Annotated in this window: 16 protein-coding genes and 1 pseudogene; 10 read left to right on the top strand and 7 right to left on the bottom strand. The window is 64.6% G+C overall.

Features of this window, described 5'->3' with window-relative positions; genetic code table 11:
• The first annotated feature begins 12 nt into the window (after positions 1-12).
• The 4 genes from ABIB66_RS30665 (at position 13) to ABIB66_RS30650 (ending at position 3057) form a co-directional block, all read left to right on the top strand.
• Positions 13-483: a chemotaxis protein CheW gene (locus ABIB66_RS30665; RefSeq protein ID WP_007606277.1), complete on the top strand. Its 471-nt coding sequence runs from the start codon at positions 13-15 to the stop codon at positions 481-483.
• A gap of 73 nt (positions 484-556) precedes the next feature.
• Positions 557-922 (top strand): response regulator, encoded by a 366-nt coding sequence (locus tag ABIB66_RS30660; protein ID WP_007600538.1) that lies wholly within the window; start codon positions 557-559, stop codon positions 920-922.
• Between the two features lie 75 nt (positions 923-997).
• On the top strand, positions 998-2188 hold the full coding sequence (locus tag ABIB66_RS30655) for a protein-glutamate methylesterase/protein-glutamine glutaminase (RefSeq protein ID WP_354065343.1): 1191 nt from the start codon (positions 998-1000) through the stop codon (positions 2186-2188).
• Positions 2185-3057 carry a CheR family methyltransferase gene (locus ABIB66_RS30650; protein ID WP_354212065.1) on the top strand — a complete coding sequence of 291 codons (873 nt, stop codon included), beginning with the start codon at positions 2185-2187 and terminating at the stop codon, positions 3055-3057. Before ABIB66_RS30655 ends, ABIB66_RS30650 begins: the two co-directional genes overlap by 4 nt.
• Here the strand turns inward: ABIB66_RS30650 and ABIB66_RS30645 are convergent.
• The 6 genes and pseudogenes from ABIB66_RS30645 to ctrA form a co-directional block, all read right to left on the bottom strand.
• Positions 2984-3190: pseudogene (locus tag ABIB66_RS30645) on the bottom strand (hypothetical protein); the annotation flags it as partial. The gene ABIB66_RS30650 and the pseudogene ABIB66_RS30645 overlap by 74 nt on opposite strands.
• Positions 3191-3220: 30 nt before the next feature.
• Positions 3221-3859 carry a response regulator transcription factor gene (locus ABIB66_RS30640; RefSeq protein ID WP_354212063.1) on the bottom strand — a complete coding sequence of 213 codons (639 nt, stop codon included), beginning with the start codon at positions 3857-3859 and terminating at the stop codon, positions 3221-3223.
• Between the two features lie 247 nt (positions 3860-4106).
• Positions 4107-5267, bottom strand: a complete 1161-nt coding sequence (locus ABIB66_RS30635) for a glutathionylspermidine synthase family protein (protein WP_354212061.1) — start codon at positions 5265-5267, stop codon at positions 4107-4109.
• A 3-nt stretch (positions 5268-5270) separates the two neighbouring features.
• Positions 5271-5693 carry a hypothetical protein gene (locus ABIB66_RS30630; RefSeq protein WP_354212060.1) on the bottom strand — a complete coding sequence of 141 codons (423 nt, stop codon included), beginning with the start codon at positions 5691-5693 and terminating at the stop codon, positions 5271-5273.
• A 1-nt stretch (position 5694) separates the two neighbouring features.
• The gene (locus tag ABIB66_RS30625; protein WP_211381727.1) at positions 5695-6099 is read right to left on the bottom strand and encodes a DUF350 domain-containing protein; all 405 of its coding nucleotides are present in this window, start codon (positions 6097-6099) and stop codon (positions 5695-5697) included.
• A gap of 169 nt (positions 6100-6268) precedes the next feature.
• Positions 6269-6970 carry a response regulator transcription factor CtrA gene (gene ctrA, locus ABIB66_RS30620; RefSeq protein ID WP_007600544.1) on the bottom strand — a complete coding sequence of 234 codons (702 nt, stop codon included), beginning with the start codon at positions 6968-6970 and terminating at the stop codon, positions 6269-6271.
• Positions 6971-7385: 415 nt separating this feature from the next.
• Between ctrA and fliI the strand changes: the two genes are divergently transcribed.
• The 6 genes from fliI to ABIB66_RS30590 all read left to right on the top strand — a co-directional run bounded on the left by fliI (position 7386) and on the right by ABIB66_RS30590 (position 13736).
• The gene (fliI, locus tag ABIB66_RS30615; RefSeq protein ID WP_106946294.1) at positions 7386-8711 is read left to right on the top strand and encodes a flagellar protein export ATPase FliI; all 1326 of its coding nucleotides are present in this window, start codon (positions 7386-7388) and stop codon (positions 8709-8711) included.
• Between the two features lie 121 nt (positions 8712-8832).
• Positions 8833-9252 carry a flagellar export protein FliJ gene (gene fliJ / locus ABIB66_RS30610; RefSeq protein ID WP_007606301.1) on the top strand — a complete coding sequence of 140 codons (420 nt, stop codon included), beginning with the start codon at positions 8833-8835 and terminating at the stop codon, positions 9250-9252.
• A gap of 178 nt (positions 9253-9430) precedes the next feature.
• Positions 9431-9976: a sigma-70 family RNA polymerase sigma factor gene (locus ABIB66_RS30605; RefSeq protein WP_354212058.1), complete on the top strand. Its 546-nt coding sequence runs from the start codon at positions 9431-9433 to the stop codon at positions 9974-9976.
• A 51-nt stretch (positions 9977-10027) separates the two neighbouring features.
• A complete protein-coding gene (locus ABIB66_RS30600; protein WP_354212057.1) occupies positions 10028-11086 on the top strand; it encodes an anti-sigma factor in 1059 nt (352 codons plus the stop codon).
• 327 nt (positions 11087-11413) lie between these two features.
• A complete protein-coding gene (locus tag ABIB66_RS30595) occupies positions 11414-12373 on the top strand; it encodes a helix-turn-helix transcriptional regulator (protein ID WP_354065333.1) in 960 nt (319 codons plus the stop codon).
• A 142-nt stretch (positions 12374-12515) separates the two neighbouring features.
• Positions 12516-13736, top strand: a complete 1221-nt coding sequence (locus ABIB66_RS30590; protein ID WP_354212056.1) for an NAD(P)/FAD-dependent oxidoreductase — start codon at positions 12516-12518, stop codon at positions 13734-13736.
• A 297-nt stretch (positions 13737-14033) separates the two neighbouring features.
• On the opposite strand, the gene ABIB66_RS30585 is transcribed toward ABIB66_RS30590, so the two are convergent.
• Positions 14034-14234: a hypothetical protein gene (locus ABIB66_RS30585; protein ID WP_007600553.1), complete on the bottom strand. Its 201-nt coding sequence runs from the start codon at positions 14232-14234 to the stop codon at positions 14034-14036.
• Between the last annotated feature and the right edge of the window lie 114 nt (positions 14235-14348).

The following is a 14348-nucleotide window of genomic DNA, read 5'->3' as shown; positions in this document are numbered from 1 at the left end:
GGAGAAGCTAACATGACCAAGAAGACCCAGTCCGGCGAAGGCGCCATGGTCGAATACGTCACCGCGATGATCGGCGGCCAGCTGTTCGGCCTGCCGATCTCCCGCGTCCAGGACGTGTTCATGCCCGAGCGCGTCACCCGCGTGCCGCTGTCCTCGCGCGAGATCGCGGGCGTGCTGAACCTGCGCGGCCGCATCGTCACCGTGGTCGACATGCGCGCCCGGCTCGGCCTGCCCAAGCCCGAGGACGGCAAGATCCCGATGGCGGTCGGCGTCGACCTGCGCGGTGAATCCTATGGCCTCTTGATCGACCAGATCGGCGAAGTGCTGCGGCTCGCCGAGGACGGCATGGAAGAAAACCCCGTCAATCTCGACCCCCGCATGGCCAAGCTCGCCGGCGGTGTCCACCGTCTCGACGGCCAGCTCATGGTCGTCCTCGACGTCGACCGCGTCCTCGAGCTCGCGCCCGAGATGATGGCGGCCTGATACGCCGGCACATCCGCCGACGTACCTGCAATTGGAAGTGCCCCCGCAAAAGCGGGGAGAAGCAGAGGTTCACATGCGAACTTGTCTCGTCGTTGATGATTCCAGCGTCATCCGCAAGGTTGCGCGCCGGATCCTGGAGGGCCTCGACTTCCAGATCCTCGAAGCCGAGGACGGTGAGAAGGCGCTGGAGGCCTGCAAGCGCGGCTTGCCCGATGCGGTCCTGCTCGACTGGAACATGCCGGTGATGGACGGCTACGAGTTCCTCGGCCATCTCCGGCGCATGCCCGGCGGCGACCAGCCCAAGGTGGTGTTCTGCACCACCGAGAACGACGTCGCGCATATCGCGCGCGCGCTGCACGCCGGCGCCAACGAGTACATCATGAAGCCCTTCGACAAGGACATCGTGACGGCGAAATTCCAGGAAGTCGGCCTTATCTGAGCGACCGCCCCGGAGGCTGAACGGCTCCTTCGGCGTTTGTTTTCAACTGACCGTTTCAGTCTGAGTTGGTGAGTAATGAGTGTTGCGTTCGCAGGTAATTCGACCCCGGGCTCGTCGCGGGAAGCCGGACCTTTGCGGGTGATGATCGTCGATGACTCCGTCGTCATTCGCGGACTGATCTCGCGCTGGGTCGGTGCCGAGCATGACATGGAAGTTGCGGCGTCGCTGCGCACCGGGCTCGAGGCGGTCAACCAGATCGAACGCATCAACCCCGACGTTGCCGTCCTCGATATCGAAATGCCCGAGCTCGACGGTATCTCGGCGCTGCCGCAACTCCTGGCGAAGAAGCGCGATCTCGTCATCATCATGGCCTCGACGCTGACCCGCCGTAACGCCGAAATCAGCTTCAAGGCGCTGTCGCTCGGCGCAGCCGACTACATTCCGAAGCCGGAATCGACGCGCGAGGCGTCGGCTGCGGACATCTTCCACCACGACCTGATCCAGAAAATCCGTCACCTCGGCGCACGGCTGCGCCGCAAGGCCGCGGTCGCGAGCCCGCCGCTGGCGCCCCCAAGCCCGGCTCCGGCTGCACGTGGACCGGTTGTCGCGCGGCCTGCGGCGGCTCCGGCGGTGCATGCGTCGTCGTCCTCGGTGCTGTCCACGCGTCCGTTCTCGACCCAGGCGCCGAAGGTGCTACTGATCGGCTCATCGACCGGCGGTCCTCAGGCGCTGATGGCGCTCGTCACCGAGCTCGGCCCCGTGATCGACCGCGTCCCGGTGCTGATCACCCAGCACATGCCGCCCACCTTCACCACCATTCTCGCCGAGCATCTGGCACGCACGAGCCGCAAGCCTGCGGCCGAGGCGATCGATGGCGAGCCGGTGAAGCCGGGCCGCATCTATCTTGCGCCGGGCGGCAAGCACATGCGCGTCGTGCGGAGCGGCGCCGACGTGGCGATCGCGCTCGACGACGGTCCCGCCGTCAATTTCTGCAAGCCCGCGGTCGATCCGCTGTTCACCTCCGCCATCGACATCTGGCATGGCGCTATCCTCTCCGTGATCCTGACGGGCATGGGCTCGGACGGCATGCGCGGCGGCAAGGACATCGTCGCCGCCGGCGGCAGCGTGATCGCGCAGGACGAAGCTTCCAGCGTCGTCTGGGGCATGCCGGGCGCAGCGGCCAATGCCGGCATCTGCGCGGCGATCCTGCCGCTCAACCAGATCGGCGCCCGGGTCAATCGCCTGTTCGCGGGAGACCGCTCGTGACGCCGGTTGACTACGACTATCTGCGCAAATTCCTGAAAGAGCGCTCCGGCCTCGATCTCTCCCCGGACAAGCAGTATCTGGTCGAGAGCCGGCTGCTGCCGCTGGCCCGCAAGGCGAGCCTCGCCGGGATTCCCGATCTCGTGCTGAAGATCAGGAACGGCGACGGGCGGCTTGCAAGCGACGTGGTCGAAGCGATGACCACCAACGAGACCTTCTTCTATCGCGACAAGATCCCGTTCGATCATTTGCGCGAAACGATCCTGCCGGGGCTGCTTCGGGCGCGCGCGGCGCGCAAGTCGCTGCGCATCTGGTCGGCGGCGTCATCGACGGGACAAGAGCCCTATTCGATCGCGATGTGCGTGAAGGAGATGGGCGCAGCCTTCGCCGGCTGGCGCATCGAGATCGTCGCCACCGATTTGTCGCAGGAGGTGCTGGAGAAATCCAAGGCCGGCGTCTACAGCCAGTTCGAGGTGCAGCGCGGCCTGCCGATCCAGCATCTGATGAAATACTTCACGAAGGCGGGCGAGGTCTGGCAGCTCAATGCCGACATCCGCGCCATGGTGCAGTTCCGCCAGCTCAATCTGTTGCAGGACTTCTCCCATCTCGGCACGTTCGACGTGATCTTCTGCCGCAACGTGCTGATCTATTTCGACCAGGACACCAAGGCGGTGATCTTCGAGCGCATGGCAAAGGTTTTGGAAGCCGACGGTACGCTGCTGCTCGGCGCCGCCGAATCCGTCGTCGGCATCACCGACGCCTTCCGCCCGATCGCCGACCGTCGTGGTCTCTATCAGCTCAATCCGACGCGCTCCGGCCGCCCGATGGGCGGATTGATGCCGCCGTCGTTGAGGGTGGCAGCGGCGCGGTGACACCGCCATTTGCATTGCCACCTGCATTATGGCGGACCGCTGCGCGCGCCACCGGACGAGGCCTGAGCACGACGCCGGCCCGGGCAACGCAACCCACCGGATATTCGACGTACTGGCAATATACGACCGCGGAGCGGCAGGTAGCTGCAAACTGGTGGAGTTGTCAGGCCGTCCCTCCCTCGTCGGATGCGCCGTCCAAGACGCCGATCCGCTCGGCAAGAGAGACCAGCTCGGCTAACGACCGAACCTGCATTTTCTCCATCAAGCCGTGGCGGTGAGCTTTGATCGTGCGCTCGGTCGTTCCGAGCGTGTGTGCGATCTGCTTGTTGATTTTGCCCCGAACGACAAGGTCGAAGACCTGTCGCTCGCGCGGCGTCAATTTAGCGAGACGAGCACGAGCCATGTTCAGCATGGTCTGCAGGTCTCGTGACGATCGATGGTGTGCCAAGGCTCCGGCGATTGCGCGAAGAAGGTCTTCTGAGCTTACCGGCTTGCTCAGAAAATCCTGCGCACCCGCCTTTATGGTTCGCACAGTTATTGGAATGTCGCGATGGCCGGAGAGAAATATGATCGGCAATGTCGAGCCGAGCTCGCTCAATTGTTTTTGGAGCGCAGGGCCGTCCAAGTCGGGGATTTGCACATCGAGAAGGATGCAGCTCGGAATGCTGTCGCTCGGCAGTCGGTCCAGCAACGCCTGCGCCGACGCATAGACGGCGACCTCGTAACCGGCGTGCCTTAAATGACGCTCCATGGCCGTCAGGAACGACAGGTCGTCATCAACGATATGCACGAGCCCCGGCACCGGTCCCCTCTCCGTTGCAAAGAGCGTACCGCGCTATTCAGGTCGCCTAAGTATCTTTGTGCGCACATTTAACACATAGCTGATCTGTCGCTGCGAAAAGTCTCTATGCACTTTGTGCCACGCCGCCGCGGTGCCCTGCCTTGTCGACGCGCGAGCCGCGAGCCCAACTGACACTTGAACTCGCGAATAGAACCCCTCATCCGGCGCTACGCGGCGACCTTCTCCCAGAAGGGAAGAAGGGTATCTTTCACAAAATCGCATGCGGCAGAAACCGCGAGCCGTTGCCGGTGATCGGGCTCTCGTCCTCGCGGATCGACAGGCCGCAGGGTTCGTGATCCACCAACCAGCTTCCCACCACTGGATAGAACTCTGAGAAGTTCGGCAGCGGTGCGAGCGCCTGTCGCACGAATCCCTCGGCGCCGTAGGGACCTGCCTGCTCGTCGAGCGGCATTCCGCCTGATACCAGCGTGACATTGGCGCCTTCGCGCGACAGCAGCGGCTTGCGCACATAGGAGCTGCCGAGCTCGGCTGCCCGCGGATCGTCCTCGAAGAACGCCGGCAGCAGATTGGGATGGTTCGGAAACATCTCCCAGAGCAGCGGCAGGATGCCCTTGTTGGAGAGCACCGCCTTCCACGGCGGTTCGATCCAGCGTGTCGGTGCGCCCTTGAGCTTTGCGCCGAAGCTGTCGTGGAACATCCATTCCCAGGGATAGAGCTTGAAGGCTAGCGCGATGTCGCGGCCGTCGAGATCGACGAAGCCGCCGGCATCATTGCGCCAGCCGATCGCCTCGACATCCAGGAGCGTGGTCGTCAGTCCCGCTTGGCGCGCGGTGTCTTCGAGATAAGCAAGCGTGCCGGCATCCTCCTCATTGCCCGTGGTGCCGGTGAGATGGACGTGGCGGCTGGCGGCAATCTGCTTCCACGCTTCGATCAGTCGTTCGTGGATGGAATTGAACTGGTCGGCCCGCGACGGGATGATGCGCCGTTCGATGGCCTGTTCGAGCCAGGTCCATTGAAACACCGCGGCTTCGAAAATCGAGGTCGGCGTATCCGCGTTGTATTCGAGCAGCTTTGCCGGCCCCTTGCCGTCAAATTTCAGATCGAGCCGGCCATAGAGGCTGCGGTCCTCTCGTGCCCAGCTCTCGGCGATCAGGCTCCAGAACGCGTCCGGTATCTTCAAGCGTTGCAGATGACGCTCGTCGCCGATCACGCGGCCGGCAAGCTCCAGGCACATCGCGTCGATCTCGCCGGTCGGCGTCTCGATGCCGCGCTCGATCTCGTCGAGCGTGAAGGCGTAGTAGGCGCGCTCGTCCCAATAGCGCTCGCCGTCGATGGTGTGAAAGGCGAAGCCGCATTGTTCGGCGGTCTGCCGCCAGTCGTCGCGCTCGGGGCAGACGATGCGTCGCATGGGTCAGCCGCCGCCAGAGAAGCCATGGCCAAACGAGCCGAAGCCGCCGCGGCTCACGCCGCCGGAGCCTGAATCGGACGACGTTCCGGACGAGGAATGGCTCGATGAATCGCTGCTGAAGAAACTCGATCGCGACGACCAGCGTGAGCTGCCGCCGCTGCCCGACGAGCTGCTTCTGCTGCTGCAGGCGGTGCTCGCCTGCACCGGCGCGGCTCCGGGGATCGTCGCCCCGGGAACGATCGCCCCGGCAGCAGAGGGCTCGCAATTCTGCCGCGGCATTAGCGTGTAGGCGGTGGTGCCGACCGCGATCGTGCCCATCACCAGCAGCGCGACACGGCCAGAGCGCTTCACCTGCTGCTGTGCGGGCGGCGGTCCCGCCGCCGGCCGGCGCTTGCCGAACTCCTTTTTGGAGGGCTTGTCGGCCATGTCAGTAGATCATGCAGGCGGCGTTGAGCAGGCCCGCGGCGAGCGAGGACAGCCCGAGCCAGATTGCGGGCGCAAGCTCGCCGGCGGCGATCCTCGCCGGCAGGTTCGGCACCGGCACCCTCACCAGAAAGAGCACGATGATCTGCACGATCAGCGCGATGATCGCCCAGATGAGGCAATCCAGCACATTGGCCGAATGCGCGATGGCGCTGACCAGCGGCGCGACGAAGCCGAGCAGGCTGAGGCCGAGTGCAATCGCCGCGGCCGGCTCGTTGTCGCGGATCAGCTGGAATTCGTTGTACGGAGTGATGCGGGTGTAGACGAACAGATACGCCACGATCGCGATCAGCCCGGTGCAGAAATAGACCAGGAAGGCGGGCAGGCCGGCGAGTGATTGCAGGATCATCGTTCCCCCATCGTGCAGCGACCATTCGTCGGCGGGGGAAGGGTAGCGGTTCAACGGCCGGAGGACGATGAGGCCGCGCTCGCATCCCCAAAAAACAAAACCCCGCCATTTGCGGCGGGGTCCAGGCTGGGAGGAGCAAGCCCCGAAGGGCTCGCGGGTAAACCCAGGATCAGGCGGGAATGCGCTCTTCGACCTCGTGCGGCTCGCGCAGCACGTAGCCGCGGCCCCACACGGTCTCGATGAAGTTGCGGCCTTCCGAGGCATTCGCGAGCTTCTTGCGGAGCTTGCAGATGAAGACGTCGATGATCTTCAGCTCGGGCTCGTCCATGCCACCATAGAGGTGGTTGAGGAACATTTCCTTGGTGAGGGTCGTGCCCTTGCGGAGCGAGAGCAGCTCCAGCATCTGGTATTCCTTGCCGGTCAGATGCACGCGCTGGCCGCCGACTTCCACCGTCTTGGTGTCGAGGTTGACGACGAGGTCGCCGGTCTGGATCACCGACTGGGCATGTCCCTTGGAGCGGCGCACGATCGCGTGGATGCGGGCAACCAGCTCATCCTTGTGGAAGGGCTTGGTCATGTAGTCGTCGGCGCCGACGCCGAGACCCTTGACCTTGTCCTCGATGCCGGCAAGGCCGGAGAGGATCAGAATTGGTGTCTTGATCTTGGAGACCCGGAGCTGCTTGAGCACGTCGTAGCCGGACATGTCGGGCAGATTGAGGTCGAGAAGGATAATGTCGTAATCGTATAATTTACCGAGATCGACGCCTTCTTCCCCCAAATCGGTCGTGTAGACGTTGAAGCTCTCAGACTTCAACATCAGCTCGATCGACTGCGCGACGGCGCTGTCATCTTCAATCAGCAAAACGCGCATGCCAGTTCCCCATAGTCGCCGCTCCTGGGCGTCAGGTCGGCCGCATTCGCGGCACACAACAAAACGCCTTTGAACAACTGATTCGGATCCTGACAACAGATGGTTAACAAATTCTGATTCTGGAACGCAAGCCCTGTAGATGCAATTTTCGTCGAATCGCCCTAAGGTCTTGTGTGCGAAGCAGCTTTCGTTATCCGGTTGCGTTCAAGTTCCACTTTAAGAGACGGGCCTAACCGACTCCCGCGACTCAGCCTTCTTCTGAAGGGGAGCCACGCTCAGTCACAAAGACAGTGACGCAATGATTAACGATGCGGGTAAACACGAAGTTAAGCGCCGTTCAGAAATATGGCGAAACTTAAGGTATTCGCCACGAAGCCCGGGATTATGAAGGCGATCACCTCATGAAGGCCCTCTTATGAAGGCTCTTGCCGAACAGATCGGCGACATTGACGGCATCAATATTTACGGCCGTGTTGTCGGCGTGCGCGGCCTGATGGTCGAGGTGGCCGGCCCGATCCATGCGATGTCGGTCGGCGCGCGGCTCGTGATCGAGACCGGCGGCAACCGTTCCATCCCCTGCGAGGTGATCGGCTTCTCCGGCAACAATGCCGTCGTGATGCCGTTCGCCGGCCTCGACGGCGTGCGGCGCGGCTGCAAGGCCGTCATCGCCAATGCCGCAAATCAGGTGCGGCCTTGCGCGGCCTGGCTCGGCCGCGTCGTCAATGCGCTGGGGGAGCCGATCGACGGCAAGGGACCGCTGCCGCAGGGCCCGGCCCCGATGCCGTACCGCAATTCGCCGCCGCCGGCGCACTCGCGCAAGCGCGTCGGCGCGCCGCTCGATCTCGGCGTGCGCGCGATGAACACGTTCCTGACCTGTTGCCGCGGCCAGCGCATGGGCATCTTCGCAGGCTCCGGCGTCGGCAAGTCGGTGCTGCTCTCGATGCTCGCGCGCAACGTCGATGCCGCGGTCAGCGTCATCGGGCTGATCGGCGAACGCGGCCGCGAGGTGCAGGAATTCTTGCAGGACGACCTCGGCGAGGAGGGCCTGGCGCGTTCGGTCGTCGTGGTCGCGACCTCCGACGAGCCGGCGCTGATGCGCCGCCAGGCTGCGTATTTGACGCTCGCGGTCGCCGAATATTTTCGCGACGAGGAGCAGGACGTCCTTTGCCTGATGGATTCGGTGACGCGCTTTGCCATGGCCCAGCGCGAGATCGGCCTGTCCGCAGGCGAGCCGCCGACCGCCAAGGGCTACACGCCGACCGTGTTCACCGAGCTGCCGAAGCTTCTGGAGCGCGCCGGTCCGGGCCTGGGCGAGGGCGCCATCACTGCGATCTTCACGGTGTTGGTCGATGGCGACGACCATAACGAGCCGATTGCGGATGCCGTCCGCGGCATTCTCGACGGCCACATCGTGATGCAGCGCTCGATCGCCGAGCGCGGCCGCTACCCCGCCATCAACATCCTCAAATCCGTCTCCCGCACCATGCCGAAATCGGCCGACCCGCAGTTCTGGCCGACCATCCAGAAGGCGCGGGCGGTGATGGCGACCTATGCTGACATGGAGGAATTGATCCGTCTGGGCGCCTACCGCGCCGGCTCCAGCCCCGAGGTCGACGAGGCGATCCGCCTGCACGAGCCGCTGGAGGCCTTCCTGCGCCAGCGCAAGGACGAAAATGCGTCGCTGGCGGACGGCTACCGTCAGTTGGCGCAAATCCTCGGCAATTTGGAAACGGAACGCTAACTTTGTCCCGTCATCATCCCATCCCACAGAGTAGCAGAGCCGGTCTTGGCCCCCGTCGGGCCTGTGGGGAGACCGGTGTTGTCCCACGCGCAGCCAAGGGACTTCTGGGGAGTACGAGTCGATGAAGTCACGTGATACCCTCATCCGCCTGAAGAAGTTTCAGGTCGACGAGAAGCGCCGCCGGGTCACCCAGATCGAGACCATGATCGCCGACTTCCAGCGGATGTCGACCGATCTTGAACGCGAGATCTCGACCGAGCAGGAGCGCGCCGGGATCAACGATCCCTCGCACTTCGCCTATCCGACCTATGCCAAGGCTGCCATCCAGCGTCGCGAGAACCTGACCCGCTCGGCCGACGAGCTGAAGGGCCAGCTCGACGAAGCCAAGGCTGCGCTGGCCGAAGCCTTCGAGGAGCTGAAGAAGGTCGAGCTCCTCGACGAGCGCGATCAGGCCCGTGAACGGGCCGAGGAAAACGCCCGCGAGCAGGCCGATCTCGACAGTATTGGCCTGATGCGTGCCCGCATGGGCGCCGTCGCCTGAGACGCTAGCCGCCAGACCTGCGAGAATTTGCAAAACCCGGACCCCAAAGGTCCGGGTTTTCGCATGTGCTGTCCACAGAGTGGCGCCGCGCCCCCTTGGTGGTCGGCTTTGTCGCGCGCTATGGTGGCGGGGTGCCAGGGCCCGCGCGGAACGCGAGGGCCGCGCATTGGGGGACTGAATGCTGACGCCAGCAGAGCTGGTCGGGCTGATTGGGGCGGTAGCGCAGGGCGATCAGGCCGCGTTCGAGCGCCTCTACGTCGCCACGCGCGCGAAACTCTATGGCATCGTGCTCCGTATCTTGCGCCGACAGGATCTAGCAGAGGAGGTCATTCAGGAGGCCTACGTCAAGATCTGGAACAGCGCCGGCCAGTTCAATCCCGCTCTCGCGTCGCCGATCACCTGGATGGCGTCGATCGCGCGCAACCGCGCCATCGACATCGTGCGCAAGAAGACGGAAGTCTCCATCGAGGAAGAGCCGCAGGCGATGGAAGTCGCAAGCGATAGCCCCGATCCGCTGGCGCGGCGGGAGATGAGCGAGGAATTGAAGCGGCTCCTGGAATGTATCGGCCGGCTCGAACCGGACCGTCAGAGACTCGTGCTTCTCGCCTATTACAACGGCTGGAGCCGCGAGCAATTGGCGGAGAAATTCGCAGCGCCCGTCAACACGGTGAAGACGTGGCTTCGGCGCAGCATGATGGATATTCGCGAATGTCTCGGGCTATGAGGTTCGAGCCATGAGAGCTCGTACTGTGAGGATGGGTCTGGACCGCAAGTGATGGCCTATACGGAGGACCATATCGCGCTCGCCGCGGAATATGCGCTCGGCACGCTCGACGCCGGCGAGCGCGCGCAGGTCGAGACCATGATGGCGGTGGACAAGGCGTTCGCCGATGTTGTGCAGGCGTGGGCATTCCGGCTCGGCGTCCTCAACCAGATGGTCGGCTCGATCCAGCCGCGTCCGATCGTATGGGAGAACATCAGGTCCGAGCTCGCGCGGACGGCCTTTGCGCAGGAGCCGCCAGCGCTGCCGGATGTCGCGCCGCCACCTGTGCCGGAGTTTTCCTCGCCCGATACCGTGCCTCCGCAGGTGCCGTCGGAGACTATGCAGCAACCGGGGCCGCAGCCGCCCGAAGCGGAGCAGCCCGATCCGGCGCGACTTGCGTCCGATGCGCTTCCCGATGTCGCGCCGATATTCATGCCGCAGGTCCACGCGCCGGACCCGGAGGTCGTGCGCGCGCCACCGCCGCCGGTTGCCGACAACAGCAACGTGATCCAGCTCGAGGGCCGCGTGAAGCGCTGGCGCACCATCGCATCCGCCGTCGGCGCGCTCGCGGCCGCGCTGCTCGTGACGCTGTCGCTTCAGATCTTCCAGCCCGAGGCGCTGCCGGGCGGCTTGCGACCGGCGCCACGCATCCAGACGGTCGAGGTGAAGACACCGGCGCCGCTCCCGGCGGCGGCGTCGCAATATGTGGCGCTGTTGCAGGGCCAGGGCGGCGGTCCCGCCTTCATCCTCACCATCGACGGTGCGACCAAGAACTTTACCGTGCGCAAGGTCGGCGCGACACCGGAGCCCGGCAAGAGCTTCGAGCTCTGGCTAATCTCCGACAAGCTGCCGCGTCCGCGCTCGCTGGGTGTGATCGGCGCCGGCGATTTCACCGCGCGACCGGTGCTCGGTTCGTACGATGCCGACGTCGTCAACGGCGCGACATACGCGGTCACCGTCGAGCAGACCGGCGGTTCGCCCAGCGGCCAGCCGACCTCGGCGCCTGTATTTTCCGGCAAGCTGATCGAGACCGTGCCGCCGTCACAGCCGCAGGCGCCCGCGAAGAAGTAGGTTTCTACTGTCGTCCTGGCGAAAGCCAGGACCCATTACCCCAAGAGCTTGTCGCAAGAATGAGTGGTGGCAACACGGGTGAGCAACCATCGGCGCTCGCTCTGCTCGCTTGTCCAGGACGACACCGGGGAGGCATTGGACGCTTCAACATCGTCGTGGCAATGCCTGATCGTTTCCTGTCGCCACGGTCCGTCCCGCCGTCGTATCCCGACAAATCCCGCAGAATCCGCCCTCAATTTGAACCTCTCTGCATGTCGCGGCGTCAAATGCCCGGAATTTGCAGTCGGCGCCCCCCAATCATGGTGCCGGAGAGGGGCGAGAAATCAGATGGATGCAGCGAAAACGTCGGGCATCTTCATTCACCAATATGCGGGGCTGCCACACGGCCCGGCCTTCGAACATTGGCGCGAGCGGACTTTCGGAGCCTGCGGCCTGGATATCGGGCCGAGCCGGGGCGATAGCATCGATTGCCGGCTTCAGGTCAGCGTGGTCGACAATATCGCGCTCGCCATTCCCGAAGGCGCTTCCGCGCAATATTCGCGCACCCAGAGCCACCTTGCCGACGGCAGCGACGATCTCGTCCTGATCGCGGCACATGCGGGTCTCGTCCGCGTCGGGCAGAACGGCCATGCCGTGGAGCTTGCGCCCGCGCAGATGGTGCTCGTCGACATGGGCATCACCGGCACGGTCGGCCACACCGAGGAAGATCGCTTCACCACCATCCGCATGCCGCGCCGCGCGCTGCTCGACATCAATCCGCGCGCCGAGGACAAGCTGTCGCAAGTGCTCTCGGATGGCGCGGTCGCCGAGACGATTTTCCGCTACCACTCCCTAGCGGCCCATCACGCGCCGCATCTCGACGCCGTCGGCCAGCGCCTGACCGCGCAGCACATGGTCGATCTCGTCGGTCTCCTGCTCGGCACCGATGCCGAACATGCAAGTCTCGCGCGCGGGCGAGGTCATGCGGCGGCCCGTCTCGATCTCATGCGCGCCGACGTGATGGCCGCGCTTGGCCGCAACGATCTTTGCCTGTCCGAGATTGCCACGCGCTCGGGCCTGAGCCCGCGCCAGGCACAGCGCCTGTTCGAGCAGGCCGGAACGACCTTCACCGAATTCGTGCTGGAGCAGCGCCTGCTGCAGGCGCGCAAGCTGCTCAGCGATCCCCGCGCCAGGACGCGCAAGATCAGCGACATCGCGCACTCATCCGGCTTCTCCGATCTGTCCTATTTCAACCGCGCCTTCCGCAAGCGCTTTAGCGCGACGCCGTCGGAACTGCGCGAGGCCTAAGCCGCGCCGACAATTTGTGCGGCGCGGCGGTGCCGCCGCCGTTGGTGCGCCCGGCCGGATGAGCTATATCTGTCTGCGCGGTCAGACGGCTTGATCGTTCGTCGCTTCCTCGTCGCTCTCTTGGGAAATGCAGTCAACGGACATGGCGCGTATCGTCGTGCTCGGCGCCGGGTTTGCAGGTCTGTGGGCGGCCATCGGTGCCGCACGCAAGCGCGAGGAGATCGGCGCGGCCGGCCGTGACATCGAGATCCGTGTCGTCGATCGCAATCCCTATCACAACATCCGCGTCCGCAATTACGAGGCCGATCTCAGCGAGGTCGCGCTGCCGCTGCCGCAACTGCTCGATCCGATCGGCGTGAGTCACGGCATCGGCGCCGTCGAAGCCATCGATCCGGAACGGCGCGAGATTTCGCTGGTCACGGGTGGTGGCGACGAGACGCTGGCTTATGACCGGCTGGTGCTGGCGCTCGGCAGCGAAGTGATGCGTCCCGACATTCCCGGCCTTGCCGAGCATGCTTTCGATGTCGACACTTATGCAGCGGCGCTCCACCTCGAGGGCCATCTCACTTCGCTCGGACGCAGCGTGCCCGCGCCGGGGCGCTCGACGATCGTCGTGGTCGGCGCGGGCTTCACCGGCATCGAGGTCGCGGCCGAGATGCCCGACAGGCTGGCGCGTGCCGGCATCACCGGCAGCCACCGTATCATCCTGGTCGATCCCAATCCTGCCGTGGGCGCAACGATCGGCGCGCATGCGCGTCCCGTCATCGATGCGGCGTTAGCCTCGCTCGGCGTCGAGACACGGCTTGGCGTCCGTGTCGTCTCCGTCGAGGCCGCCGGCCTGCGCCTGAGCTCGGGCGAGGTCATTCCGACGCGGACAGTGATCTGGTGTGCCGGGATGCGCGCGAGCCCCTTGGCCGCGAGCTTCCCGGACGCACGCGATCGCCTTGGGCGCCTTCTCGTCGATCCCATGATGCGGGTTGCGGATGTCGGCGGCGTGTTCGCGGCCGGGGATGTCGCCTCGAGCGTGGTCGACGGCTTGCATCCGACCGTGATGTCCTGCCAGTTCGCGCGTCCCATGGGCCGCTTCGCCGGCCACAACGTGGTCGCCGATCTCGCGGGCCTGCCGATGCTGCCGCTCCGGATCGACTGGTATGTGACCGTGCTCGATCTCGGCGGCTGGGGCGCGCTCTACACGGAAGGATGGGACCGCGAAGTCCGCGCCACCGGCGCGGCCGCGAAGGCAACCAAGCAGACCATCAACCGCAAGCGCATCTATCCGCCGCTCTCGGGGCGCAAGGATGAACTGTTCGCCGCAGCCGCGCCGACCGTGCAGGCGCCGCCGCCGACGTATGGGGCGCGGTAGTCCCAATTCGGTGTCATCGTCCGCGAAGGCGGACGATCCAGTATTCCAGAGACAGCGCGGGAATACGGAGAGGCTGCGGCGTACTGGATTCCCCGCCTACGCGGGGAATGACAGCGCCAGTAGCACACAGTTGCCCGTGCTACATACGCCAGCAAACAATACCCCAGACATGAGAAAGCGCCCGTGGGGGGCGGGCGCTTTCTGTAGTCGACTTGGGGTTGGGGTCGTCTACATATCCACGTGGCGACTTTGGGGGGCTGATAAAGAGCCGCGTGAATTCCTGAAACTCAAATCTCCTTAGCGAACGAGCGAAACGTTCGAGCTGGTGATGGCGATCGGCTTGCCGGCCTTCATGACGCGAGCGGTCTGGGTCAGGCCTTCATCTGAACTCGTTCGCGCGGTGATCCCGAGACCCGCCACCGCGATGCCGGCAACGAGCGCGACAACCACGATCTTGAGGTGGGTCGAGCGATCTGCGCTGTAAATCGAGTGGTTCATGGAAGGCTCCTGCCGCCACCTACCCGAAGTAGTCGCCTGCGTGTTTGGGCAGGTTCATGCTTCCGGTGCCCAACAACCTAGTATTGGGGGGATTCGTTCCCAAGGGGCGATCAC

Source organism: Bradyrhizobium sp. F1.13.3 (assembly GCF_040548265.1).
Lineage (GTDB): Bacteria > Pseudomonadota > Alphaproteobacteria > Rhizobiales > Xanthobacteraceae > Bradyrhizobium.
Note: the sequence above shows the minus strand (reverse complement) of the source record. Positions and strands in the feature narration are given on the sequence as shown.

Bases quoted from the DNA above. Each gene is read 5' to 3' on its own strand.
- ABIB66_RS30630 (WP_354212060.1), bottom strand. From the start codon at position 5,693: ATGGCCGACAAGCCCTCCAAAAAGGAGTTCGGCAAGCGCCGGCCGGCG.
- fliI (WP_106946294.1), top strand. From the start codon at position 7,386: ATGAAGGCTCTTGCCGAACAGATCGGCGACATTGACGGCATCAATATT.
- ABIB66_RS30660 (WP_007600538.1), top strand. From the start codon at position 557: ATGCGAACTTGTCTCGTCGTTGATGATTCCAGCGTCATCCGCAAGGTT.
- ABIB66_RS30585 (WP_007600553.1), bottom strand. From the start codon at position 14,234: ATGAACCACTCGATTTACAGCGCAGATCGCTCGACCCACCTCAAGATC.
- ABIB66_RS30600 (WP_354212057.1), top strand. From the start codon at position 10,028: ATGGCCTATACGGAGGACCATATCGCGCTCGCCGCGGAATATGCGCTC.
- ABIB66_RS30655 (WP_354065343.1), top strand. From the start codon at position 998: ATGAGTGTTGCGTTCGCAGGTAATTCGACCCCGGGCTCGTCGCGGGAA.
- ABIB66_RS30605 (WP_354212058.1), top strand. From the start codon at position 9,431: ATGCTGACGCCAGCAGAGCTGGTCGGGCTGATTGGGGCGGTAGCGCAG.
- ABIB66_RS30665 (WP_007606277.1), top strand. From the start codon at position 13: ATGACCAAGAAGACCCAGTCCGGCGAAGGCGCCATGGTCGAATACGTC.
- ABIB66_RS30595 (WP_354065333.1), top strand. From the start codon at position 11,414: ATGGATGCAGCGAAAACGTCGGGCATCTTCATTCACCAATATGCGGGG.
- fliJ (WP_007606301.1), top strand. From the start codon at position 8,833: ATGAAGTCACGTGATACCCTCATCCGCCTGAAGAAGTTTCAGGTCGAC.
- ABIB66_RS30635 (WP_354212061.1), bottom strand. From the start codon at position 5,267: ATGCGACGCATCGTCTGCCCCGAGCGCGACGACTGGCGGCAGACCGCC.
- ABIB66_RS30625 (WP_211381727.1), bottom strand. From the start codon at position 6,099: ATGATCCTGCAATCACTCGCCGGCCTGCCCGCCTTCCTGGTCTATTTC.
- ctrA (WP_007600544.1), bottom strand. From the start codon at position 6,970: ATGCGCGTTTTGCTGATTGAAGATGACAGCGCCGTCGCGCAGTCGATC.
- ABIB66_RS30590 (WP_354212056.1), top strand. From the start codon at position 12,516: ATGGCGCGTATCGTCGTGCTCGGCGCCGGGTTTGCAGGTCTGTGGGCG.